24 protein-coding genes are annotated in these 21,270 nt (G+C 47.9%); 18 read left to right on the forward strand and 6 right to left on the reverse strand.

The window, feature by feature from the left end; translation table 11 throughout:
- Positions 1 to 21 precede the first annotated feature (21 nt).
- The 14 genes from DHX103_RS08850 to DHX103_RS08915 all read left to right on the forward strand — a co-directional run bounded on the left by DHX103_RS08850 (position 22) and on the right by DHX103_RS08915 (position 11,659).
- Entirely contained in the window at positions 22 to 684 is a 663-nt protein-coding gene (locus tag DHX103_RS08850; protein WP_422121927.1) for a flagellar biosynthetic protein FliO, read from the forward strand.
- The gene (gene fliP, locus DHX103_RS08855) at positions 684 to 1,370 is read left to right on the forward strand and encodes a flagellar type III secretion system pore protein FliP (RefSeq protein ID WP_422124746.1); all 687 of its coding nucleotides are present in this window, start codon (positions 684 to 686) and stop codon (positions 1,368 to 1,370) included. The genes DHX103_RS08850 and fliP overlap by 1 nt, the downstream gene beginning before the upstream one ends.
- A gap of 23 nt (positions 1,371 to 1,393) precedes the next feature.
- Positions 1,394 to 1,663, forward strand: a complete 270-nt coding sequence (gene fliQ / locus DHX103_RS08860; protein ID WP_422121928.1) for a flagellar biosynthesis protein FliQ — start codon at positions 1,394 to 1,396, stop codon at positions 1,661 to 1,663.
- A gap of 9 nt (positions 1,664 to 1,672) precedes the next feature.
- Positions 1,673 to 2,452 carry a flagellar biosynthetic protein FliR gene (gene fliR, locus DHX103_RS08865; protein ID WP_422121929.1) on the forward strand — a complete coding sequence of 260 codons (780 nt, stop codon included), beginning with the start codon at positions 1,673 to 1,675 and terminating at the stop codon, positions 2,450 to 2,452.
- Positions 2,453 to 3,541, forward strand: a complete 1,089-nt coding sequence (gene flhB, locus DHX103_RS08870) for a flagellar biosynthesis protein FlhB (protein ID WP_422121930.1) — start codon at positions 2,453 to 2,455, stop codon at positions 3,539 to 3,541.
- A 418-nt stretch (positions 3,542 to 3,959) separates the two neighbouring features.
- Positions 3,960 to 6,017: a flagellar biosynthesis protein FlhA gene (gene flhA / locus DHX103_RS08875; protein WP_422121931.1), complete on the forward strand. Its 2,058-nt coding sequence runs from the start codon at positions 3,960 to 3,962 to the stop codon at positions 6,015 to 6,017.
- The gene (gene flhF / locus DHX103_RS08880; RefSeq protein WP_422121932.1) at positions 6,017 to 7,174 is read left to right on the forward strand and encodes a flagellar biosynthesis protein FlhF; all 1,158 of its coding nucleotides are present in this window, start codon (positions 6,017 to 6,019) and stop codon (positions 7,172 to 7,174) included. The genes flhA and flhF overlap by 1 nt, the downstream gene beginning before the upstream one ends.
- On the forward strand, positions 7,167 to 8,024 hold the full coding sequence (locus DHX103_RS08885; RefSeq protein WP_422121933.1) for a MinD/ParA family protein: 858 nt from the start codon (positions 7,167 to 7,169) through the stop codon (positions 8,022 to 8,024). Before flhF ends, DHX103_RS08885 begins: the two co-directional genes overlap by 8 nt.
- Before the next feature lie 27 nt (positions 8,025 to 8,051).
- Positions 8,052 to 8,837 (forward strand): FliA/WhiG family RNA polymerase sigma factor, encoded by a 786-nt coding sequence (locus tag DHX103_RS08890; RefSeq protein ID WP_422124747.1) that lies wholly within the window; start codon positions 8,052 to 8,054, stop codon positions 8,835 to 8,837.
- A 27-nt stretch (positions 8,838 to 8,864) separates the two neighbouring features.
- Positions 8,865 to 9,374, forward strand: coding sequence for a DUF6115 domain-containing protein (locus DHX103_RS08895; protein WP_422121934.1), 510 nt, complete (start codon positions 8,865 to 8,867; stop codon positions 9,372 to 9,374).
- 15 nt (positions 9,375 to 9,389) lie between these two features.
- Positions 9,390 to 9,827, forward strand: a complete 438-nt coding sequence (locus tag DHX103_RS08900) for a YaaR family protein (protein ID WP_422121935.1) — start codon at positions 9,390 to 9,392, stop codon at positions 9,825 to 9,827.
- Positions 9,828 to 9,854: 27 nt separating this feature from the next.
- Positions 9,855 to 10,205, forward strand: a complete 351-nt coding sequence (locus DHX103_RS08905) for a PilZ domain-containing protein (RefSeq protein ID WP_422121936.1) — start codon at positions 9,855 to 9,857, stop codon at positions 10,203 to 10,205.
- A 141-nt stretch (positions 10,206 to 10,346) separates the two neighbouring features.
- Positions 10,347 to 10,850: an SRPBCC family protein gene (locus DHX103_RS08910; RefSeq protein ID WP_422121937.1), complete on the forward strand. Its 504-nt coding sequence runs from the start codon at positions 10,347 to 10,349 to the stop codon at positions 10,848 to 10,850.
- A gap of 35 nt (positions 10,851 to 10,885) precedes the next feature.
- Positions 10,886 to 11,659 carry a hypothetical protein gene (locus DHX103_RS08915; protein ID WP_422121938.1) on the forward strand — a complete coding sequence of 258 codons (774 nt, stop codon included), beginning with the start codon at positions 10,886 to 10,888 and terminating at the stop codon, positions 11,657 to 11,659.
- Between the two features lie 67 nt (positions 11,660 to 11,726).
- On the opposite strand, the gene DHX103_RS08920 is transcribed toward DHX103_RS08915, so the two are convergent.
- From DHX103_RS08920 to pxpB, 3 genes are read right to left on the reverse strand one after another with little or no spacing between them, the layout of a single operon-like run.
- Positions 11,727 to 12,497, reverse strand: a complete 771-nt coding sequence (locus DHX103_RS08920) for a LamB/YcsF family protein (protein WP_422121939.1) — start codon at positions 12,495 to 12,497, stop codon at positions 11,727 to 11,729.
- A gap of 1 nt (position 12,498) precedes the next feature.
- Complete coding sequence (locus DHX103_RS08925) at positions 12,499 to 13,455, reverse strand: biotin-dependent carboxyltransferase family protein (protein WP_422121940.1); 957 nt, start codon at positions 13,453 to 13,455, stop codon at positions 12,499 to 12,501.
- Positions 13,439 to 14,137, reverse strand: coding sequence for a 5-oxoprolinase subunit PxpB (gene pxpB, locus DHX103_RS08930; RefSeq protein WP_422121941.1), 699 nt, complete (start codon positions 14,135 to 14,137; stop codon positions 13,439 to 13,441). The genes DHX103_RS08925 and pxpB overlap by 17 nt, the downstream gene beginning before the upstream one ends.
- Positions 14,138 to 14,356: 219 nt before the next feature.
- On the opposite strand from pxpB, the gene DHX103_RS08935 reads away from it, so the two are divergent.
- The 4 genes from DHX103_RS08935 to brnQ all read left to right on the forward strand — a co-directional run bounded on the left by DHX103_RS08935 (position 14,357) and on the right by brnQ (position 19,175).
- A complete protein-coding gene (locus tag DHX103_RS08935) occupies positions 14,357 to 14,995 on the forward strand; it encodes a TetR/AcrR family transcriptional regulator (protein WP_422121942.1) in 639 nt (212 codons plus the stop codon).
- Entirely contained in the window at positions 14,992 to 15,891 is a 900-nt protein-coding gene (locus tag DHX103_RS08940) for an ATP-binding cassette domain-containing protein (RefSeq protein ID WP_422121943.1), read from the forward strand. The genes DHX103_RS08935 and DHX103_RS08940 overlap by 4 nt, the downstream gene beginning before the upstream one ends.
- A complete protein-coding gene (locus DHX103_RS08945) occupies positions 15,891 to 17,495 on the forward strand; it encodes an ABC transporter permease (RefSeq protein ID WP_422121944.1) in 1,605 nt (534 codons plus the stop codon). Before DHX103_RS08940 ends, DHX103_RS08945 begins: the two co-directional genes overlap by 1 nt.
- 315 nt (positions 17,496 to 17,810) lie before the next feature.
- The gene (gene brnQ / locus DHX103_RS08950) at positions 17,811 to 19,175 is read left to right on the forward strand and encodes a branched-chain amino acid transport system II carrier protein (RefSeq protein ID WP_422121945.1); all 1,365 of its coding nucleotides are present in this window, start codon (positions 17,811 to 17,813) and stop codon (positions 19,173 to 19,175) included.
- A 67-nt stretch (positions 19,176 to 19,242) separates the two neighbouring features.
- On the opposite strand, the gene DHX103_RS08955 is transcribed toward brnQ, so the two are convergent.
- From DHX103_RS08955 to DHX103_RS08965, 3 genes are all read right to left on the reverse strand, one after another.
- The gene (locus DHX103_RS08955) at positions 19,243 to 19,896 is read right to left on the reverse strand and encodes a GntR family transcriptional regulator (protein ID WP_422121946.1); all 654 of its coding nucleotides are present in this window, start codon (positions 19,894 to 19,896) and stop codon (positions 19,243 to 19,245) included.
- Positions 19,897 to 20,005: 109 nt separating this feature from the next.
- A complete protein-coding gene (locus tag DHX103_RS08960) occupies positions 20,006 to 20,695 on the reverse strand; it encodes an LrgB family protein (RefSeq protein WP_422121947.1) in 690 nt (229 codons plus the stop codon).
- Positions 20,695 to 21,069, reverse strand: coding sequence for a CidA/LrgA family protein (locus DHX103_RS08965; RefSeq protein WP_422121948.1), 375 nt, complete (start codon positions 21,067 to 21,069; stop codon positions 20,695 to 20,697). The genes DHX103_RS08960 and DHX103_RS08965 overlap by 1 nt, the downstream gene beginning before the upstream one ends.
- Positions 21,070 to 21,270: the final 201 nt, after the last annotated feature.

Here is a 21,270-nt window from a genome sequence, read left to right on the forward strand (position 1 = left end):
TTATGTAAGGAGTCTACAAGCTTGATCCAAAAAATGTCTTTATACAGTATTGGGATAATCCTGCTGCTGGCGCTGTCAGCAGTATGGGCACCATCCGGAACAGCCGCTGACCCGAAGGTGATTGACAGTTATGAGGGTGAACAGCCGGCAGTCGAACAGCCCGAACAGCCTGTGGAAGCAGCGGCGCTGCCGGAAGAAAAAAGCTTTATCGTCGTGATCGGCCAATTGATCTTTTATACCTTGTTAATTGTCTTTATGATATACGGCCTGATCAAATTTCTGTCGATGAAGCAAAAGAATCTTCAGCCCAACCAAGCTGTAAAGCTGATGGGCGGAACAGCTTTAGGCAACAATAAATCCCTCCAACTTGTGAAAGTCGGCGGACAGGTTTATCTGATCGGTGTCGGCGATCAAGTGACCTTGATCAAAGAATTCACCGACGACGATGAAATCCATGGCATTGAAAAAAATGTGGAGAATCAGACTTCGCCGCTGCTGCCGAAAACGGTAACCAGTTTCATAAAAGAAAAGGTCAGCGGACACTTGGATAAAAACCCTTCCCATGCGAAAGGGTTTGATCAATTATTCAAGCAAAGCCTCGCTAAGCAGCGAAACAAACAGGAACAATTGAAAACAGATCTGGAGAAACAACAATCGCAGGATAAAGAAGGGCGTTCGTTATGATGGATTCTCTTCTCCTGCTCGTCAATATTCCAGGAATCGATTTTGGTAACGATAATCCGGATGACGTCTCAACCACCCTGCAATTATTATTCCTGCTGACAATTCTGTCGATCGCACCGGGCATCCTGGTGCTGATGACCAGTTTTACGCGCATCATTATCGTGCTGTCCTTCGTCCGAACCGGCCTCGGGACACAATCGATGCCGCCGAACCAGGTGCTGGTGGGACTCGCGTTATTCCTTACCTTTTTCATCATGTCCCCGATCTTTTTGGAAATAAATGAAACGGCGCTTCAGCCGTATCTCGACGGTGAGATCGGCCAAGAAGAAGCGATGGATTCAGCGGCCTTGCCCATGAAAGAATTCATGGCGAAACACACGCGTGAAAAAGATCTGGCGTTGTTCTATAAATACGCGGAAATGGAAAAGCCGGAAAGCATCGCGGAAATCCCGCTGACTTCACTCATTCCGGCATTTGCCATCAGTGAGTTGAAGACGGCATTCCAAATAGGCTTTGTCATTTTCGTTCCGTTTCTGATCATCGATATGGTCGTGGCCAGTACGTTGATGGCAATGGGGATGATGATGTTGCCGCCGGTAATGATTTCATTGCCGTTCAAAATTCTATTATTCGTACTGGTAGACGGCTGGTACCTCATCATCGAATCGCTGCTGCTCAGTTTTTAGGTAGTTAAGGAAGGAAGAACTCAATGACTCCAGATATGGTAATCAAGCTGGCCGAACAAGCGATATATACTATCATCATCATTGCGGCGCCGCTGTTATTGATCGCGCTGGCTGTAGGTCTGCTGGTCAGTGTGTTCCAGGCGATGACGCAGATCCAGGAACAGACTTTGGCGTTCATCCCGAAAATACTCGCTGTGTTCATTGCAATGGTCGTTTTCGGGCCGTGGATGCTGACGACGCTGCTGGATTACACGCGCAATCTGTTCCAAAGCCTACCGCGAATAATCGGATAGGAGCTTGTAATGAATTCTATTTTAGAAGTATTGCCATATTTTTTATTAGTACTCATCCGATTTACGAGTTTCTTTTTAATCGCTCCGATTTTCTCCATGAAAGGCATGCCAGCCCAATTTAAAGTCGGTCTCGGATTTTTCATCGCTTTGACGGCTGTGGCCACGTTGCCGATGGAAGAGCCGATTGTGCTGGATGCTTATTATTCGCTGATGGTCATCAAAGAAATTGGCGTTGGTCTGGCGCTCGGATTTACGGCCGCGTTGCTCCTATATGCGGTTCAGGTTGCCGGAGCGTTCATCGATTTTCAGATGGGCTTCGCGATGGCCAACGTCTTGGATCCGCAAACCGGAGCACAGGTGCCGATCATCGGTAATTTCAAGTACATGATGGCGCTCCTGTTCATGATTACGGTAAACGGCCATCATATGTTGCTGGACGGTGTCATGCACAGTTTGAGGCTGTTCCCGGTGGAAACGACGGCTTTCGCTTTTGAAGCTGGTGATATTTCTTCTTTTATATCGGCATTATTCGTGCAAATGTTTACCATTGCGTTGCAAATTGCGTTGCCGATTGTCGGCGCATTATTTCTGGTGGATGTAGCCTTGGGGATATTGGCCAAAACTGTGCCTCAATTGAATATCTTCGCAGTCGGTTTTCCTGTAAAGATCTTTGTCGGCTTTATTCTGATTTTACTGACGCTGCCCATCTTCTTCTATCTTCTGCAATTTTTATTTGAAAAAATCATGATGAGCATGGCGCAATTGGTCAGGATAATGGGAGGGACATAAGTGCAGAAACGATTGGTTCTCGATCTTCAATTTTTCGCAGGTGAAAAAACCGAAAAAGCGACACCGCAAAAAAGGCAGGAATCGAAACGCAAAGGGCAGGTCGCAAAAAGCCCGGAAGTTGCTGCCGCCATGATAATGCTTGGTGGTATCCTGCTTCTTTACTTCACCGGCGGCTGGATGCTTGACCAGATTCTAGGAATCTTCCGCATCAACCTGACCCAATTCATTAGTTGGGAGCTGACACCTGCTTCGACCCGATTATTACTGGAACAAATGGCGTATGAAGGATTCAAAATCATGGTCCCGATGGCGCTGATCGGTATGATTTTCGGTTTTCTTGGGAACTACATACAAATCGGTCCAATATTCTCAAGTGATCCCCTTATGGCAAAGCTTGAACGAATCAATCCGATTAAAGGGGCAAAGCGGATTTTCTCCGTACGTGCACTGGTGGAATTGGCAAAATCATTGCTGAAGATCTCCATTATCGGAACGGCAGCCTTTCTCGTGTTATGGCTGGCAAAAGAAGAGTTGTTCCTCTTATCCCAGCAAAGTGTTCCGCATGCATTGAGCTTTGTCGGCGGGCTGGTCATCAAATTGGGCCTGACCGCTTCACTGATTCTATTGTGCCTTGCGGTACTGGATTATATCTATCAGAAACACGAGTTCGAAAAAGGAATAAAGATGTCGAAACAAGACATAAAAGATGAATACAAAAAAGCAGAAGGCGACCCGCTCATCAAGTCGAAGATCAAGGAAAAACAACGGCAGATGAGTGCGAACCGGATGATCCAGGATTTACCAAATGCGGATGTGCTCATCACGAACCCGACACATTACGCGATTGCGATCAAATACGATGCCGAAACGATGGAATCTCCGCAAGTTATTGCGATGGGAAAAGATCATTTGGCACTGAAAATTAAAGAAAAAGCGAAAGAACTTGATATTGTGATTATGGAAAATAAACCGCTCGCCCGCGCGCTCTACGATCAAGTGGAAGTCGGCGACTACGTGCCGGAAGATCTCTTCATGGCCGTAGCTGAGGTGTTGGCATATATCTACCGTTTAAAAGGCAAGATTAGTTAGATGTAAAATAGAATGATGAAATCGCTCCAGACGGACGCTTTCCGCGGGGAGCGGCCTGAGCCTCCTCGCTCGCTTCGAAAACCGATGCTCCTGCAGCGTTACACGCTTCGTCGCAAAGGTTCGACCGAATGTTGTTCGGTCAAACCTTCACTGCGGGGTCTCAGGACACGCTCTTAATCCCGCAGGAGTCGCCGTCTTCCGCTCTTTCATCTTAAATTGACTCATGGAGATATGGAGCAAAACAGCGCAGACGCCCAGGGGACCAAGCGAAGTGTTGAGATCCACTCGGGCGAAGGGTAACGAGCCCGAGTTAGCTCAGCGCGAGCCCCCAGGCAAGCAAGCTGTTTTGCGGAATATCGACAGCTTAATTAGGGGAGTAGTTAAACAATTCACGCAAGCAATGGGAGGTGGGGAAAACTTGAAAATCAGAGATTATGCAGTCTTAGTATCCGTGCTTATGATCGTCGTCATGATGGTCATTCCTTTGCCGCCTTTATTACTCGATTTCCTGATCCTGATAAATATCAGCCTGGCTATGACAATTCTGCTGGTGGCAATGAATACGAAAGAAGCGCTGCAATTCTCGATTTTCCCGACTTTGCTGCTGTTGACGACGCTGTTCCGTCTCGGACTGAACGTTTCAACGACACGGTCGATTCTGACCAATCAAACCGGTGGTGAAGTAATCGAAACGTTCGGTTCCTTTGTTGTCGGAGGCAGTGCCATTATCGGTATTCTCGTCTTCCTGATTCTTGTCATCATTCAATTTTTGGTCATCACAAAAGGGTCGGAGCGCGTAGCGGAAGTTGCCGCACGCTTTACGCTCGACTCCATGCCCGGTAAACAGATGAGCATCGACGCCGATCTTGGCGCAGGCATGATTTCCGATTTGGAAGCAAAAAACCGCAGAGAAAAAGTCAGCCAGGAAGCGGATTTCTACGGCGCCATGGATGGTGCCAGTAAATTCGTAAAAGGGGACGCTATCGCAGGTATTATCATTACAATCATTAACATTATCGGCGGATTGCTGATTGGGGTTATGGTACATAATCTTCCGGTCGGTGAAGCGGCCAGCCTGTTTACGCTGCTGTCCATCGGGGATGGCCTTGTGAGCCAGATTCCCGCGCTGTTGATTTCAACTGCGATGGGTATCGTCGTCACGAGAGCTGTTTCAGACGGCAACCTCGGATCAGACATTACAAAACAGCTTTTTGCCTACCCGAAAATGATGTATGTTGTATCCGCAACTTTGATGATGATTGCATTCCTGACACCGATTAACCCTTTATTGATTTTGCCGGTGGCAGGTATTATTTCATTCGCAGCGTATAGGATGCAAAAAGCGCTGAATGCAGAAGAAAAATCCGAAAAAGAAGCCGATTCCGGAGAGGGCAAAGAACTCGAAGCTATGAAAAGTCCGGAAAGCGTTATCGATCTGCTGCACGTTGATGCCATCGAATTTGAATTTGGTTACGGCCTGATTCCGATTGCCGATAAAAATCAAGGCGGCGATTTGCTGGACCGGGTCATCATGATCCGCCGGCAATTGGCAATGGAGCTTGGAATCGTGGTGCCGGTCATCCGCATACGCGATAATATTCAGCTCCAGCCAAACGAATACATCATCAAGATCAAAGGGAACCGCGTTGCCGCGGGCGAAATTATGCTCGATCATTACTTGGCAATGAGCCCGGGAATTGACGATGACAGCATCGAAGGCATTGAAACCATCGAGCCCGCATTCGGCATGCCTGCCTTGTGGGTCAATGACAGCATGAAAGAAGACGCCGAGATGGCCGGATACGCCATCGTCGATCCGCCTTCCGTCGTGTCGACGCATTTGACGGAAGTCATCAAGCGCCATGCCCATGAATTGATCGGCCGCCAGGAAGTGAAATCGTTGATTGAAAATATGCGTGAAGCAAGTCCGGCGGTTGTTGAAGAATTGATTCCAAACTTAATGACCATCGGTGAAGTGCAGAAAGTGCTGATGAAACTCTTGAAAGAGAAAGTTTCAATCCGTAACCTGCTGATCATTCTGGAAACGCTGGCGGATTATTCGTCGCAAACAAAAGATAGCGATGTTTTGACCGAATACGTCAGACGCTCGCTGTCGCGCCAGATCACCTTGCAATATGCGCCGCAAAATGAGGCGCTGAAAGTCATCACGGCAGGAGCCAGTGTCGAGAAGAAATTCGCAGAGTCGGTGCACCGTTCCGACCAGGGCAATTACCTGTCGATCGATCCGGAAACGTCCCAGCTGATTTTCCAGAAAATATCGGAACAGGCGTCCCAATTGCAGCAAACCGGCGTCCAGCCGATTCTGCTGACATCACCGGCCATCCGCATCTATATGCGCCAGTTTATCGAAGGCTTTGCACCGGATCTTCCGGTGTTGTCTTATAACGAACTCGAACCGAACATTGAAATTCAGAGCGTCGGCGTCGTCAATATCAGTGGAGGAGTTAATGTCTGATGAGATTAAAAACTTATATCGTCCAGAATGTCAGTGAAGCATTGCCGATGATCAAACGGGATTTGGGAGCTGACGCGTTAATCCTGAATACGAAAAAAGTGAAGGTTGGCGGCTTTATCGGGTTTTTCCAAAAAGAGAAGCTTGAAGTCACAGCTGCGGTGGAAGCAAAGCCGAAGAAAAAGAAAGCTGTGCAGCCCGAAAAGGATGAGCCATCCGTCGCTGATATCCAGCAGCCGGCTCCTCCGTATTCACCTAATAGCGTTAACCATAAAAACTCCGCGGATGAGCGCGAAACGGGTGACCTGATCAATGAATTGAAAGGCATCAAACAATTTATGATGCAGTCGATGCAGGAAGATCATTTGCCGGTGACGTTACAGCCGCTCAACCAGCGCTTGAACAGCCAGGAAGTGACGAAAGAGATCCAGTCGGAAATTCTTTCGAAGATGATGTTGAAGCTCGGGCAGCAACCCGATATTTCCACGGCGCAGATTCATAGAATGGCAAAGACGGAAATCATTCGGCTGATCGGTTTACATCAGCAAAAGCCGGAAGTGAAGGATCCTGAAATCATCTGCTTTATTGGACCGACGGGTGTCGGGAAAACGACGACGATCGCGAAAATTGCCGCTGACCTGATGTTGCGGGAAGGCAAAAGGGTCGGGTTGATCACGTCGGATACCTACCGCATTGCGGCAGTGGAACAATTGAAAACATACGCGGGCATCCTGAATATCCCGATCCAAGTGGTCGATTCAGCTGAAGACCTGACCCTTGCGATGACCGAATTGAAGGCCTGCGACATCATCCTGATGGACACGGCCGGCCGCAATTACCAGCAGAAACAATACATCGATGACCTGGAAGCATTGCTGTCGGATAAAAATAAAATCCAGATCAACCTGGTGTTGAGCTTGACGTCCAAATACGAAGACATGAGAAAAATCATCGATAATTTCCAGACCATCAAAATGGACCAGCTGCTCCTGACAAAGCAGGATGAGACCAGCTCCTCAGGCGCAATTTTGAATTTGGTCTATCATTATTCCATTCCCGTTACTTATATAGCCAATGGCCAAAATGTTCCAGATGATATTTTAGCGGCAACTCCTGAGTTGATCGCAAACTTTGTGCTAGGGGAAGATGACAATGATTGATCAGGCAAAACAGCTGCGGGAAAAAATGCTGCAGAAAAAACCGAAAAAAGAACGCAGACAAACGCGTACGATCGCCGTGACAAGCGGCAAAGGCGGCGTCGGGAAATCGAATTTCGCGTTGAACTTCGCTTTGAGCCTGGTGGAGCAAAATCGCAAAGTGCTGTTATTCGATGTCGATCTTGGCTTTGCCAATGTGGATGTCCTCCTGGGACGTTCACCGGAAGAGTCGATTGCAACGATGGTCGAGAAAGATTTATCGATTTGGGACATTATCGAAGAGGGGCCGAACGGCTTGCTGTTCATTTCCGGCGGAACGGGTTTCAACGAAATGTTCAAGCTCGATGAAGCGAATATGAAGAAATTTTTTGACGAACTCAGTGAAATCCAAGGGCATGTCGATTACGTGATTTTGGACACAGGGGCGGGCTTGTCCGATGAAAATCTCCGCTTTATCCTGGCGGCCGATGATGTGATTCTGGTGACGACGCCGGAACCCACTTCAATCACCGATGCCTATTCCATTGTCAAAATGGTGCATGTGAAAGATCCGAATGTCCACACGAAGTTGATCATCAATCAATGCACGACAGAAAAAGAAGGACAGCAGACGGCGGAAAACTTCCGCAAGGTGACGCAGCAATTTCTCGGGAAAGAAATCGGGACACTCGGCTTTATTCCGAGTGATTCGAATATCCCGGCCGCTGTAAAAAAACAAGTGCCGTTCCTATTGGCGTTCCCGAATACCTTTGCTTCTCAGGCGATGAAAAAGGTCACGAGGGAATTTCTCGACTTGCCTGTCCCTTATAAACTGGGCATCAAAGGCTTTTTGCTGAAAATGCTTTTTAAATAGACGTGCCGCGGTATCAAATGAATGGTGGTGAAACGCTTGTTGAATGATAAATTATCAAAAGAAGAATTGGAATACTGGGAAGGCTGGCAGCAGGAGCGTGATCCGGAAGCCGGTGATTATTTGGTCGAACGTTATATGCCGCTGGTCGATTATGTAATTCAGCGCTTTATGATCAGTCTGCCAAAATCAGTGGACAAAGATGACATCCGCAGTCTGGCTTACGGCGGGCTTTTGGACGCATTTGATAAATTCAACTTAGAGCGGGACCTGAAGTTTGAAACTTATGCAGCCTGGAGGATCAAAGGGGCAATCATCGACGGCCTCCGCCACAATGACTGGCTGCCGCGTTCTGTGCGCGAAAAGGTCAAGAAAATTGAAAAAGCCTATGCCGTTCTGGAACAGGAAAACAATCATTCGGTGACCGATGCCGAAGTCAGTAAGTTCCTGGGCATCACGAAAGCTGAGCTCAATAAAACCGTTTCGGATGCGGCCTTGTCAACCATGATCTCGATGGATGAAAATCCTAACGAAGACAATAATCAGGTAGGCAAATACAATATCATCGGAACCGGCGAAGCGGGATCTCCCGAACGCCGTCTGTATGAACGGACCATCAAGGAAGCGTTGACTGCCGCGATCGGACGCTTGCCCGAAAAAGAAAAGATCGTCGTTTCGCTATGTTATTTCGAAGATTTGAAGTTGACGGAGATTGCGGAAGTTCTGGGCGTCAGTGTGTCGCGGGTTTCCCAATTGCACTCAAAGGCGATTTTGCGGCTGCATTCCGCAACGCTGTCGGTTCATGAATATTATTAGGTGTTGGTTGTTACGGAAGGACAGGTGATGGCTATGGAATGGCTGCTGATTGGACTTATTTTATTAGCGATAGCGGTGAATATTCGATCGTTTATCGTGTTATCCCAATTCCAGAAACAGCGAAAAGTTATGCTTGAAGATGCGGAATCCGTGAATGCGAGCATGGAAGAGTTTGTAGCGAATCTGGAACAGGAAAACGATGAGCTTTACAGCCGGCTCGTTGAGCATATTGCACAAAAAGAAAGCCGGATGGAAGCTCAGTTGAACAAACTGGAACAGCGGATCGAAAGCGAATCGCCTGCTCCTTCAACAGAACCGGCGACAACCGTGAAAAAAGCGAAAGCGGTGAAACAAAAGGCTGCGGCTAAACCTGCAGAACCTGCAGTTGATCCGGCATTGCCGGAAAATGAGAAAATCGAGCAATTGCACAAACAAGGTTTTTCAACGGCGCAGATTGCCAAAGTGGTCACGGCAGAACGTGGTGAGATCGAATTGATCATCAATATGTTCAAGCGGAAACAAAGCTATCAAAAGTAAGATGGGGTGACAGCGATGCGCATCGAAAGCCAGACAAAAATTCCGGGTGACCGGATTCAGAAAAATACAATGGAAAACAAGTCCATCGATTCTTTTGCCAGCGTCATGAAAAAATCCCAGTCGAAATTGCAGCTGGATGCTTTGCATCAATTGATGAGCCGGGTGGACGCACAGGGCGAAAAGCTCGGGGAGCAGCGAACATTTGAAAATCTGCGGGAATATAAAATTCTTGTAAAAGAATTTATGAGGGAAGCCCTAAGTTTCGGGCTGCAATTATCGGATAAACAAAGCTTTTCTCCCGGTGGCGGCATGAAAAATCATCAAATTGTGGAAGTCATTGACAAAAAATTGATTGAACTTCAGGACGAAGTGTTAAATAATGAAAGGGAAGGTTTGGATACACTCCAGTCAATCGGAGAAATCAAAGGCTTGCTGATTAATTTATATATGTAAAACAGTGAACACTAAGGAGAGAAGGAAATGAGCGAAAATCGACGCGAGTTTTTCCGAGTAATTTTTCATGAATCGGTCAATGGCAAAATCACCCGCCTGGGGGAAATGCCGCTATCCATAATGGTGGATAATATCAGTGTAACCGGCATGAGGTTTACATCGCCGGTCAATATTGCTATGGGCGAAAAGTTGGAATGCAGTTTCGAAATAATGGAGCAGGGATTTCTAATCGAAGGGGCCGTTGTCCGGAAATCGACGAGAAACGACAGAGTCGAATACGGAGTCGGCTTTACTATCGACCAGGAGACTTCATCGGTGTTGTTTAAACACCTTAATTACTACCAGATCCGCCAGAGAAAAGGAACATTTGCAGACTGATTCCATGCAAGGGCGAAAAGCTGACACTTCGGAAAATTCGGGGTGCCAGCTTTTTATTGTCTAAATCCAAATTGCTAAGCGATAATATGGTAATATTTATTATAAGAAAATTCAGATAAATAGAATGAAAGGAGCGGGAAGATGAAAAAAACATCCACTATTGTTCTGACGATGGCGCGGAGGATCAATGCCAGTTCAAATGATGTGTATAAGGCTTGGACCAAACCGGAGCTGATGAAAAAATGGTTGTTCACGACGGAATCCACCAATGTTGTTGCAAAGAATGATTTGCGAATTGGCGGGAGTTGGGAGATTATTGACCGGCGGGCTGGCGAGGAATACCGGGCAACCGGCGAATACCTGGAGATTGATGCCCCCCACCGGCTCGAGTTCAGTTTCATAATGCCGCAGTTCAATGATGTGCAGGACAGGATCGTCGTCTGGGTGTCGCAGGTGCAGGGGGCATGTGAAATGACATTCAAGCAGGAAATTGTCGTGCCGCATGAAGAAGACTGGTCAGAGGATGACATCGAAACCACAATGGAAGAGTATAGCGGACAGTCGGAAGAGGGATGGGACCAAATGTTTGAGAACTTGAAGAAATTAGTGGAAACCGGAGATGTGGGGATGGCAAAAGGCGAGTGAAAAGGTAGAAACTGAGATGAAGCGGGTGGCAGAGAATGAAAGCATCACAAGAGATACTTGCTGTGTGGCGGCAATTCGACGGTTTTCCGATGGATACTTTGACGAAAGCCTGGGTTTATTCGAAAGATTGGCAGCCAAAACAGAGGGATGTCAGAACGATGAAACGGCATCGCGCGGAATATGGCGTCACCGGCAATTGCTTTGATCTGGCAATCTGGCTATTGGACGCTTTCAAGGAAGCAGGAGTGGAAGCCTACCCCATCGGCCGTGAGCTCGGAACTGAAGATGCGCATGTCGGCGTTTTGGCTGTCGACCGCAACGGACGCCGGTTTTTATGTGATCTTGGAGATCAGTGGCTGCAACCGATCCTGATTGATGCTGAAGATGCTGCCTATACGGATGAGAAACTGCCAGGCTATTTCCCGGCGGCAGAGGTGCAGGTGATGCCGGATGGCGACGTCTTTAAAGTAGTTTACCACCGGCCGAATGGGAAGTTTTCAACTCAGGTTTATTCGTATCTGCCGGTGCCAATGGAAGCGTTTCTGGCAGCTGCGGAAATTTCGCAGAACAATGTTTATCCGAAGCCGTTAGTGGAAGTTCGCATTCCTTGGGAAATTGAAATCGCGCATTGGGAGTTTTTCGATTGGAAAAGCTTTTTAAGCACAAGCAAAGGGCTTGTTGAAGACCCACCTCTTGCAACTATAGAAGAATGGGTGGAAAGAATTTACGAAAAGACTGGTTACGATAGAACGGTATTAAAAGAATCCCTGGAATTTTACAAGGGTCTTAGAGAGGATTCTGCGTCTTAAGGCAAATTTGAAAAGACATCCGCTGCTCCTCTTTGTGAGGAGCAGCGGATGTCTTTTTTAATGAATCTTATACGATATCCGATGCCCTGGCCGGAGCAATATCAGCTGCGCGCAACGATTTCGAAATCTTTTCCGCAAACGCCAGTGCATTCACTCCGTCCCCGTGGATGCAAATGGTATCGGCTTTCAATTCAATGTCGGTTCCTCGGACTGTTACGACTTTATTGTCCCGCACCATCCGTATGACCCGGGCGATGGCTTCGTCGGCATCGGTTATCAGCGCATTCGGTTCGGAGCGGGGTGTAAGTGAGCCATCCCTCTCGTAACTGCGGTCGGCAAAAACTTCGCTTGCCGTGCGCAAACCGATGTCATTGCCGGCGGTGATCAGTTCACTGCCGGCAAGCCCGTAGAGAATCAAGGCAGGATTCACATCGTAGACCGCTTCGGCAATCGCTTCTGCATAGACTGCATCTTTGGCGGCCATATTATATAAAGCCCCGTGCGCTTTAACGTGCTGCAGGAGGCCGCCCTCTGCGTGGACAAAACCCGATAAGGCACCAATCTGGTAGACGACAAGTTCATAAATTTCCATCGCCGACAGCTGCAGATTGCGGCGGCCAAAGCCTTGCAAATCTTGAAAACCGGGATGGGCGCCGATGGCAACGTCTTTTTCAAGCGCCATCCGGACAGTTTTGCGCATCGTTGCCGGATCGCCCGCGTGAAAACCGCAGGCGATATTGGCGGAGCTCACGTAATTAAGGATTTCTTCATCCTGACCCAGTTTATAAACGCCGTAGCTTTCCCCCATATCGCAATTCAAATCCACTTTTAAAGTCATGTTAATGCCCCCTCTTCAGCCGTATCGCATTTTTCAAACAGTTGATGGTTTTTTCCTGCAGCCTCAGCAAGCGCTGCGCTTCTTCGGTGGTGACTTCCGTGAACCGAAGACGGTCTCCGGGTTTCAGCTGGCTGATGAGCGGCAGGTCCACCGTGATCACTTCAGCGATTTTCGGATAACCCCCGGCAGTCTGGCGATCAGCCATCAGGACGATCGGATTGCCGCCCGGCGGTACCTGGATGGAACCGAAAACCACTGCTTCTGAAATCATTTCGTGCTTGTCCGATAAAGCGAGTGGCGCACCGTCGAGCCGGTAACCCATGCGGTCTGATTGTGAGCTCACAGTGAAAGGCTCCGAAAAGAATCGTTTTCGGCTCGCTTCAGAAAACAACCCGAATTGGCGACCAGGCGTCACGCGGATCTCCGGCTTTGAAGAGTAATAAGGAGCTGGGATGAACCAGGAAAAGTCAGTACCGGAAAGTTGCGGCCGCTCGGTGGCACAGGCAGCCAATTGGTCACCGGGGGCCAAAGCACGTCCGTTGAAGCCGCCAAGTGCTGCACGCAGATAAGTGGAGCGGCTGCCCATCACTTCCGGCACATCGATGCCGCCGGCGACAGCGAGATAAGCTCTGCTGCCTCGCCGCAAAGTTCCGAAAGTCAGCGTTTGCCCTTTCTGAACTTCGATGGCTCTCCATAAGCCCACTGCATTTCCACCGAGCTGCGGGCTGAAATCGGCTCCGCAAATGGCGATGGAGGCATCTTCTTCAAAATAAATTTCAGGTCCTGTCAGCGCTATTTCAAGTGCTGCGGCATTTTCTTCATTGCCGACGAGGAGATTGGCCAGGCGCAAGGCATACGGGTCCATCGCGCCAGCTGCCACAACTCCATATTTCTGAAAGCCGGTGCGGCCGAGGTCCTGTACAGTCGTTTGCATACCACCCTTACGTATCGTCAGCATTTTTTCCCTCCTCCATTGCCCGGTAATCGTCTTCTGAAATCTGGCGGAAAGTAATGCTGTCGCCGGCACGCAACAGGCTCGGAATATCATTTTCGGGCAGAAACAGGCGGAACGGTGTACGCCCGATCAGCTGCCAGCCGCCCGGTGTGGAAATTGGGTAGATGCCTGTCTGGTCACCGGCGATGCCGACACTGCGCGCTGGAATGCTGAGTCTCGGCGTTTCTTTGCGGGGAGCCGCGATGCTTTCGGCCATGCCTCCGAGATACGGAAAACCAGGCGCAAAGCCAATCATATGAACGGTATAGCTGCCCCCGGTGTGGATGGCTATCACTTCTTCCGGGCTCAAACCATTATGTTTTGCCACAAATTCAAGGTCCGGACCATAGTTGCCGCCGTAGCAAACGGGGATCTCGACAGTGCGGGGCGGTGGAATTGAGACTGCTGCCAGATCCTTTAAAAGCTTTGCAATTTCAACTTTCGCTTCATTAAAGGTGATGAGCAGCGGATCGTAAATCAACGTGACCGTCGTAAACGCTGGAATGGTCTCAACCAGCCAAACGGGAGGCTCGCTTTCCAGTAAGGCATCGATATTCCGTACCGCCTGTTGGCTGTTGGCATTTATTATTTTGCCAACTTCTATCAGCAAAGCACTGTCGCCAAGAGGAAAAATCGGATATGTCATTCGTTTTCCTCCTAAACTTTTTCATTATTCCCTCATTATAAGGTTTATGGTTCGCGAACGAAAGAAGGACGAAAGGATAGAGGAGTGAAAAGGGGTTTTTAGAGCATAAAACGCAATAAATATATTATCTGAAAATTAATGAAAATCTATTGACCACCCCGGTCGACCGTATTATAATGGAGTCGACCGGGGTGGTCTAAGTGGGAGGCGAAAGTGGAAATGGAAAAATTTAAAGGCCTCGAGGAAGAAAAACAGCAGAAAATTTTGGATGCCTCATTAAAGGAGTTTGCGGAACATGGCTATAAAAAGGCTTCCACCAACCGCATCGTAAAAGAAGCGGGCATCGGCAAGGGAATGTTGTTTTATTATTTCAACAGCAAACAGGATTTATATGAATTCCTGGCTGAATACAGTCTGGATTTTATGATTGAAAAATACTTCAAACGGGTTGATGTGAGTGACCCGGATTTTATCGAGCGGCTGAAACAAACAGCGCAGGTGAAACTGGAAGCTCAGTTGGAAAATGAAAATGTCTTCAATTTTCTCGGTACATTTATGCTGACTGCTGATTTTGAGCTGCCACCGCATCTACAGAAGAAATACGAAGAGATGCAAAAACAGGGCAATGCGATGTTATACGAAGGAATCGATGTGACATTGTTCCGCAATGACGTCGATGTGGAAAAAGTGTTCAAGCTGATTCGCTGGTCAATCGAAGGCTATCAAAATGAACTTTTGCAACGGCTGAAAGGGCAGAATATGGCAGCGGTCGATTTTGGTCCCTATTGGCAGGAGTTTTATGAGTACCTGGAGATACTGAAAAAAAGTTTTTATCAGGAAGGGGAGCGGGAACGATGAGTGTTTTGAAAACGGTCGGTTTAACGAAGAAATTCGGTGATTTCGCAGCATTGGACGGGGTCGATATCGAAGTGGAGCAAGGCGAAGTCTATGGCTTTATCGGTCCGAACGGCTCGGGGAAATCAACAACGCTCCGTGTTCTGCTGGGGATTTTAAAGGCTACGGAAGGGCAAGTGACGATTTTCGGTAAAGATGCGTGGAAAGATGCAGTGGAGATTCATAAACGCGTCGCATATGTACCGGGTGATGTCAGTTTATGGCCCAACCTGACTGGCGGCGAAGTCATCGATCTGTTTATTAAACTTCGTGGAGGCAATAATAAATCACGGCGCGAAGAACTGATTCAACGGTTCGATTTGGATCCCAGCAAAAAATGCCGCACCTATTCAAAAGGGAACCGGCAAAAAGTCGCGCTGATAGCGGCGTTGTCATCGGATGCCGATCTGTACATTCTGGATGAGCCGACTTCTGGACTCGACCCATTGATGGAACGGGTATTTCAGGAATACATCAAAGAAGCAAAGGCAGAAGGGAAAAGCGTTCTGTTGTCGAGCCATATCCTGTCGGAAGTTGAGAAACTTTGTGACAAAGTGGCAATCATTCGGCAGGGCAAGATTATTGAAAAAGGCACGCTGACAGAACTGCGCCATTTGACGGGAACGGTTTTATTAGTGGAAACAAAGGAGCCGATGCCTAATCTGGCTGCGGTTAAAGGCGTCCAGGGCATTGAACAAAAAGAGGGCGCGTTATCGTTCCAGGTCGACCAGGAAGAACTCGATAATGTGGTTCGCTACGTCAGCCAGTTCGGCATCATCCGGATGGAAAGCGCGCCGCCGACTTTGGAAGAATTGTTCATGCGCCATTACGAAGGGACTGGAACGGGAGGCGCATTATAATGGACAAGCAATTATTCACTGGCACGGGAAGCTTAAGTCGTTTTATCCTGCGCCGGGACCGGGTTCGGATGCCTGTCTGGATTTTCAGCTTTGTGTTTGCGACAGTGGTTATCACGCTGGCGTTAACAAGCCTTTATGAAAATGCACAGGAACGTCAGGCTATCGCAGCCGCGATGGAAAACCCCGCCATGACGGCAATGGTCGGTCCGGGCTATGGGGTGGCAAATTATACAATGGGCGCGATGCTGGCCCATCAAATGCTGCTGATGACTGCGGTCGTCGTCGGCTTGATGAGTGTCCTGCTGGTAATCCGGCATACGCGGACGGATGAAGAGGAAGGGCGCATCGAAATGGTGCGGTCGCTGCCGGTTGGCCGACTGGCAAATGTTACCGCCACCTTGTCAATGTTGTATATGATTAATATTGTATTGGCTCTCGTTATGGGAGCGAGCTTGTATGTCCTGAATATTGACAGTATGGATCTGGAGGGCTCGTTCCTGTACGGTGCAGTGCTGGGAGCGACGGGCATGATCTTTGCATCTATAACCGCAGTATTCGCACAGCTTTCCCATAATGCCCGAAGTGCAATCGGATTGTCGATTGGTTTTTTACTGGCTGCTTATATGGTGCGGGCGATCGGTGATGTGGGCAATGAAACCATTTCCTGGCTGTCGCCGCTGGGTTGGGTTTTGCGTTCAGAAGTGTATGTCAATAATATTTGGTGGCCGGTGCTGATGACAGCGGGTGTCTCATTACTATTTGCTGCGCTGGCGATGTATTTGAATTCCATACGCGATTTGGGAGCTGGCTTTCTGCCGGCGAGAGCCGGCAGAATTCACGCTTCCCCCTTATTGCAGGGACCTTTGGGGCTCGCTTTCCGTCTGCAGCGCACTGGCCTTATCGCTTGGGGCATCGCGATGTACGTTCTCGGTGTTTCTTACGGTTCGGTGATGGGGGATATGGAATCCTTCTTTGCGGATGTGGATATCATGCAGGAATTGCTGGTTCCGATGGAAGGGTTTTCACTCGTCGAACAATTTATTCCGACATTAATGGCGGTCATGACGATCATCGGCACAATTCCGGTGCTCATGGCCATCCTGAAATTAAAGGGTGAAGAAAAAAACAATCGGACCGAGCACGTTTTAGGCAGAGCGGTTTCGAGAAATCGTCTTGTCGGCAGCTACCTGCTGATTTCATTGCTTACAAGCTTTGTGATGATCTCTATGGCCGGAATTGGTCTGGGGACAACTGCTAACGCAGTGATGGATGTAGGGGTTGACGTTGGCATGGTATACCAGGCGGCTCTTGCTTATTTGCCGGCTGTTTGGGTGATGATCGGACTGACAGTCTTGCTGCTTGGCTGGTTGCCGAACTTCACCGGCTTTATTTGGCTGTATTTAACTTTTTCCTTCTTCGTCATTTACCTCGGCAATCTGTTCCAATTGCCGTCATGGGTGGAGAAATTGACGCCTTATGGATACGTTTCCGCTATTCCGCTCGAAGAATTCGATTTGCTTCAAGCTGCCTTGCTGACCGTGATTGCGGCAGTTCTAATGGCAATCGGCTTCGTTGGGTATAATAGAAGGGATATTGGAAAATAGAGGCTGGAGCGAAATGAATAGAATCGTGGTTGTTAAAGTTAAAACTGCCGACCGAGCATTATGCTCGGTCGGCAGTTTTTTAATTATATTATTTCAAGAAAATTACACTTAGATACGTTCTTTGGACCTTTTTAATTAGAATAGACAGATTTTTAGAATTTTTACGATAATAAGGGTTGATTTTACGAAAAAACGATGTATTATTACATTATGCAATATATCGCATATAGCTTTTTGAGTCTAAATGTTATATTGAAAATATATATGGGCTCAGTTAAAATTCAATGGAAACTAGATTATTAGGAGGAAAAGATGATGGACAGTAAATTATCGTTTAAGTCGTATGCAGTTGTGGGGATGATGTTGTTTGCGTTATTTTTCGGAGCAGGGAACCTGATTTTTCCGGCACAATTGGGCCAATACGCAGGCACAGAAGTCGGCATTGCAATACTTGGATTTTTAATAACAGGCGTAGGTTTGCCGCTTCTCGGAATTCTGGCCATCGGTTATTCGAAAAGCAATGATTTGCAGGATCTTTCGAGCCGTGTGCACCCGGTTTATGGTGTGCTTTTCACCTCCTTGCTGTATTTGACAATCGGGCCATTCTTCGCTCTTCCAAGAACGGGTGCTGTTGCTTATGAAGTCGGGATCGCCCCGTTTGTAAATGCGGGTTCAATGGGCACGATTTTGCTGGTGTTCTCCATCGTCTTTTTTGCCATTGCCCTATTCATCTCACTGAACCCGTCCAAAATCGTTAACAGTATCGGCCAATTTCTGTCGCCGGCAATTTTGGTTACGCTGGCAGTGCTTTTGGTTGCAGCGTTCATCGCTCCGATGGGCGGAGCCGGATCACCGCAAGGCGGTTATATGGACAACGCCTTTATGACCGGTTTCCTGGAAGGCTATAACACGATGGACGCGTTGGCGTCATTGGTGTTTGGGATCATTGTAATAGCCGCTATCCGTAAAATGGGTGTTAACTCCCCGAAAGGCGTTCTTACTGCTACGCTGAAAAGCGGACTTGTTGCCGCTGCGTTATTGGCAATCGTCTATACAGGAATTGCGCTACTCGGTTCCACGAGCACAGGCACTCTGGGCTTGCTGGATACAGGCGGCCCGGTTCTGAGCGGCGCTTCAGCACATTATTTTGGCACATTTGGTGCGTTATTGATTGCGGTCATTATCACACTTGCTTGTTTGACAACGGCAATCGGGCTGATTGTAGCCAACTCTGAATTTTTCCATAAACTGACGCCGAAAGTCAGTTACAAAATGTATGTCGTTATTTTCTCTGTTTTCTCTTTGGTCGTAACAAATGCGGGCCTTTCGAATATCATTACGTATTCGATTCCCGTATTGATGTTCTTGTACCCGTTGGCAATCGTGCTGATTCTTCTGGCATTCACTTCGCCGTTGTTCAATCATGCACGTGCGGTTTACGTGGTGACGATTACTGTGACATTCTTTATCGCAGTAATTGATGGCTTCAAAACTCTGACCGGCACACTTGGTGTGGAAAATCCTGCTTGGCTTCAGGCAATTATCGATACCTACAGTGCAATTCTGCCATTGTACGATGTTGGGCTTGGCTGGCTGTTGCCGGCAATCGCAGCAATCGTTATCACAGGTTTGGTTGTTTCAAGCAGAAAAGGCGCCAGCGTCGAGGCTGTAAGAAACTAAGTGGAAGCAATAAAAAAGCTGTTCCGGAAGCAAGGCTTCCGGAACAGCTTTTTCAATTGCTGATTTCTTATTTGGCATTCATTTCTTCAATGGAACGGATCCAATTGTTTTTTGACAGAGAAGCCAAACGTTCGAAATCTTTTTCCCTGAAAGCCTGGATGATGTCATCATGTTCTATTCGCGAGACATCCGTTATTTCCAGGGAATGATAGAAAAATTGTCTTCGCACATGGGATTGCAGACGGCTCAGCATGATGGTGATGTAAGGGTTCTGAGCGGCTTCAATGATGATGCGGTGAAATTCTTCGTCGATTTTGAGTGCGTTGAAACTGTCTTTTTCTTTGATCGCCTTGGCAAAACGCTGGTTTGTTTCTTCCAGGCGGGTGATTTGTTCTTCGGTAATATTGGGCACCGCGAGTTCTGCAGCCAAAGCCTGTAAAACGGCAAGCGGAGGAAGTAAATTCAGGATGTCTTCTTTCAAAACCTCGGTGACGGTTGTGGCTTTTCCGGGATACATTTTCACGAAACCGACGACTTCCAGCAGCTGAAGTGCTTCTCGGATAGGCGTTCTGCTCAAATTCAGCGCCTGGGCCAGTTCGATATCAGTCAATTTTTCTCCGGGCTGCAAGGTGCCGTCAATGATCCATTGTTCCAATTGGGAATATGCACTTTCTTTGGCACTCGTGCGGACAGGTTTTGAATGGTTAGTCGGAACCGGCATAATAAATCTATCCTCTCTGAGACGATTGTTATTATCCATTATACTCCAAAAGGGGCCAGTTGGTAATAGCGATATGCAATATATCTCTATTTATCGTTCTTAATTATTATCACAGGAAAAGCCAAACAATAACCGGTGCCAGAAATGAACCGAAGACGGCGCTCAATGACATGGCGACTGAACTGACCGAGGCTTCCCGTGCCCCGTATTCCAGGGCTTTCGCCGTTCCGAGGCCGTGCGCCGAAGCGCCGAAGCCTATTCCGATACCAATTGGACTGTCAATACGGAGCATTTTCAGAAACACTGGACCGAGTATAATGCCCGAGAATCCCGCAATCATCACAAACACTGCCGCAAGGGAAGAGATGCCCCCCATTTGCGCAGCCAGCTGCATAGCAACCGGTGACGTAATCGATTTTGGCAGCAGGGACATGATCAGCAGCTCCGAGAAACCGAACGCTTTGGCCAACGCAACGCCCGTCGACATGCCGATCAGCACACCCGCCACTATGCCCGTCAGAATCGGCAACAGATTTTCAACGAGAAGTTTGCGCTGTTTATATAGAGGAATTGCCAATGCCACAACAGCCGGCCCCAGTATCCGGTCGATCCATTCGCCGCCAATCATATAGCGATCATAAGAGGTGCCGGTAGCCAATAAGAACAAGACGATGATCACCGTGGCGGTCAGGGCAGGCATTAGAAATGAATAATGGAATCTGATATATAGAAGGTTCATCAAAAAATAAACGGTCAATGTAATTAAGATAAAGAAAACGGCTAAGGTCAAAGTCTCCATCATTCCGGCTCCTTTCCGGTTTTGGATTGCCGTCCCAGGTACTGGCTGACCCAGCCGGAACCCGCCATCGTCAAAAGAGTGCTGAAAATAATGAGGACGATCAGCAACGCCCCTTTGCCGGTGAATACATCAAGGTAATCGATGACCCCGACCGTAGCGGGGATAAAGAACAAAGGGAGAAAAGACAGCAGCAACGTGGCGCCGGATTCAACAAAGCGCAGGGGAAACAGTTTCAGCGTCAAGGCGATGAACATCAGCATAAAACCGAGAATGCTGCCAGGCAGTGGAATATTGAGAAGCTCGCGCAGCAATTGCCCAAGCAGAAAGAAACCGTATATAAAAATGAATTGAAGAAAGAACATCAGAACTTTCATTTTGCCTGCGTCACCTTTCATTGCGGAAGTTTTTTCATAATAAGCTATTTTACAGCATTTGGACTGAAAAGCGAAAATTCGTGGGGCTGGGGAATAGCTAAAATTGGCCCAGCTTTTTACATGAAAAGAATATTCTTCAAAGTCTGGAATGAGAAACTTGGAAAAAAGACAGATTTTTTAAAAATTACTGGTTTCATCAGT

It is taken from the genome of Planococcus daihaiensis (assembly GCF_049262615.1).
Lineage (GTDB): Bacteria > Bacillota > Bacilli > Bacillales_A > Planococcaceae > Planococcus.

Excerpts from the sequence above, each read along its gene's own strand:
- fliP (WP_422124746.1), top strand. The coding sequence starts at position 684 with ATGGATTCTCTTCTCCTGCTCGTCAATATTCCAGGAATCGATTTTGGT.
- fliQ (WP_422121928.1), top strand. The coding sequence starts at position 1,394 with ATGACTCCAGATATGGTAATCAAGCTGGCCGAACAAGCGATATATACT.
- fliR (WP_422121929.1), top strand. The coding sequence starts at position 1,673 with ATGAATTCTATTTTAGAAGTATTGCCATATTTTTTATTAGTACTCATC.
- flhF (WP_422121932.1), top strand. The coding sequence starts at position 6,017 with ATGAGATTAAAAACTTATATCGTCCAGAATGTCAGTGAAGCATTGCCG.
- DHX103_RS08885 (WP_422121933.1), top strand. The coding sequence starts at position 7,167 with ATGATTGATCAGGCAAAACAGCTGCGGGAAAAAATGCTGCAGAAAAAA.
- DHX103_RS08895 (WP_422121934.1), top strand. The coding sequence starts at position 8,865 with ATGGCTATGGAATGGCTGCTGATTGGACTTATTTTATTAGCGATAGCG.
- DHX103_RS08900 (WP_422121935.1), top strand. The coding sequence starts at position 9,390 with ATGCGCATCGAAAGCCAGACAAAAATTCCGGGTGACCGGATTCAGAAA.
- DHX103_RS08905 (WP_422121936.1), top strand. The coding sequence starts at position 9,855 with ATGAGCGAAAATCGACGCGAGTTTTTCCGAGTAATTTTTCATGAATCG.
- DHX103_RS08910 (WP_422121937.1), top strand. The coding sequence starts at position 10,347 with ATGAAAAAAACATCCACTATTGTTCTGACGATGGCGCGGAGGATCAAT.
- DHX103_RS08915 (WP_422121938.1), top strand. The coding sequence starts at position 10,886 with ATGAAAGCATCACAAGAGATACTTGCTGTGTGGCGGCAATTCGACGGT.
- DHX103_RS08920 (WP_422121939.1), bottom strand. The coding sequence starts at position 12,497 with ATGACTTTAAAAGTGGATTTGAATTGCGATATGGGGGAAAGCTACGGC.
- DHX103_RS08925 (WP_422121940.1), bottom strand. The coding sequence starts at position 13,455 with ATGCTGACGATACGTAAGGGTGGTATGCAAACGACTGTACAGGACCTC.
- pxpB (WP_422121941.1), bottom strand. The coding sequence starts at position 14,137 with ATGACATATCCGATTTTTCCTCTTGGCGACAGTGCTTTGCTGATAGAA.
- DHX103_RS08935 (WP_422121942.1), top strand. The coding sequence starts at position 14,357 with ATGGAAAAATTTAAAGGCCTCGAGGAAGAAAAACAGCAGAAAATTTTG.
- DHX103_RS08940 (WP_422121943.1), top strand. The coding sequence starts at position 14,992 with ATGAGTGTTTTGAAAACGGTCGGTTTAACGAAGAAATTCGGTGATTTC.
- DHX103_RS08945 (WP_422121944.1), top strand. The coding sequence starts at position 15,891 with ATGGACAAGCAATTATTCACTGGCACGGGAAGCTTAAGTCGTTTTATC.
- brnQ (WP_422121945.1), top strand. The coding sequence starts at position 17,811 with ATGGACAGTAAATTATCGTTTAAGTCGTATGCAGTTGTGGGGATGATG.
- DHX103_RS08955 (WP_422121946.1), bottom strand. The coding sequence starts at position 19,896 with ATGCCGGTTCCGACTAACCATTCAAAACCTGTCCGCACGAGTGCCAAA.
- DHX103_RS08960 (WP_422121947.1), bottom strand. The coding sequence starts at position 20,695 with ATGGAGACTTTGACCTTAGCCGTTTTCTTTATCTTAATTACATTGACC.
- DHX103_RS08965 (WP_422121948.1), bottom strand. The coding sequence starts at position 21,069 with ATGAAAGTTCTGATGTTCTTTCTTCAATTCATTTTTATATACGGTTTC.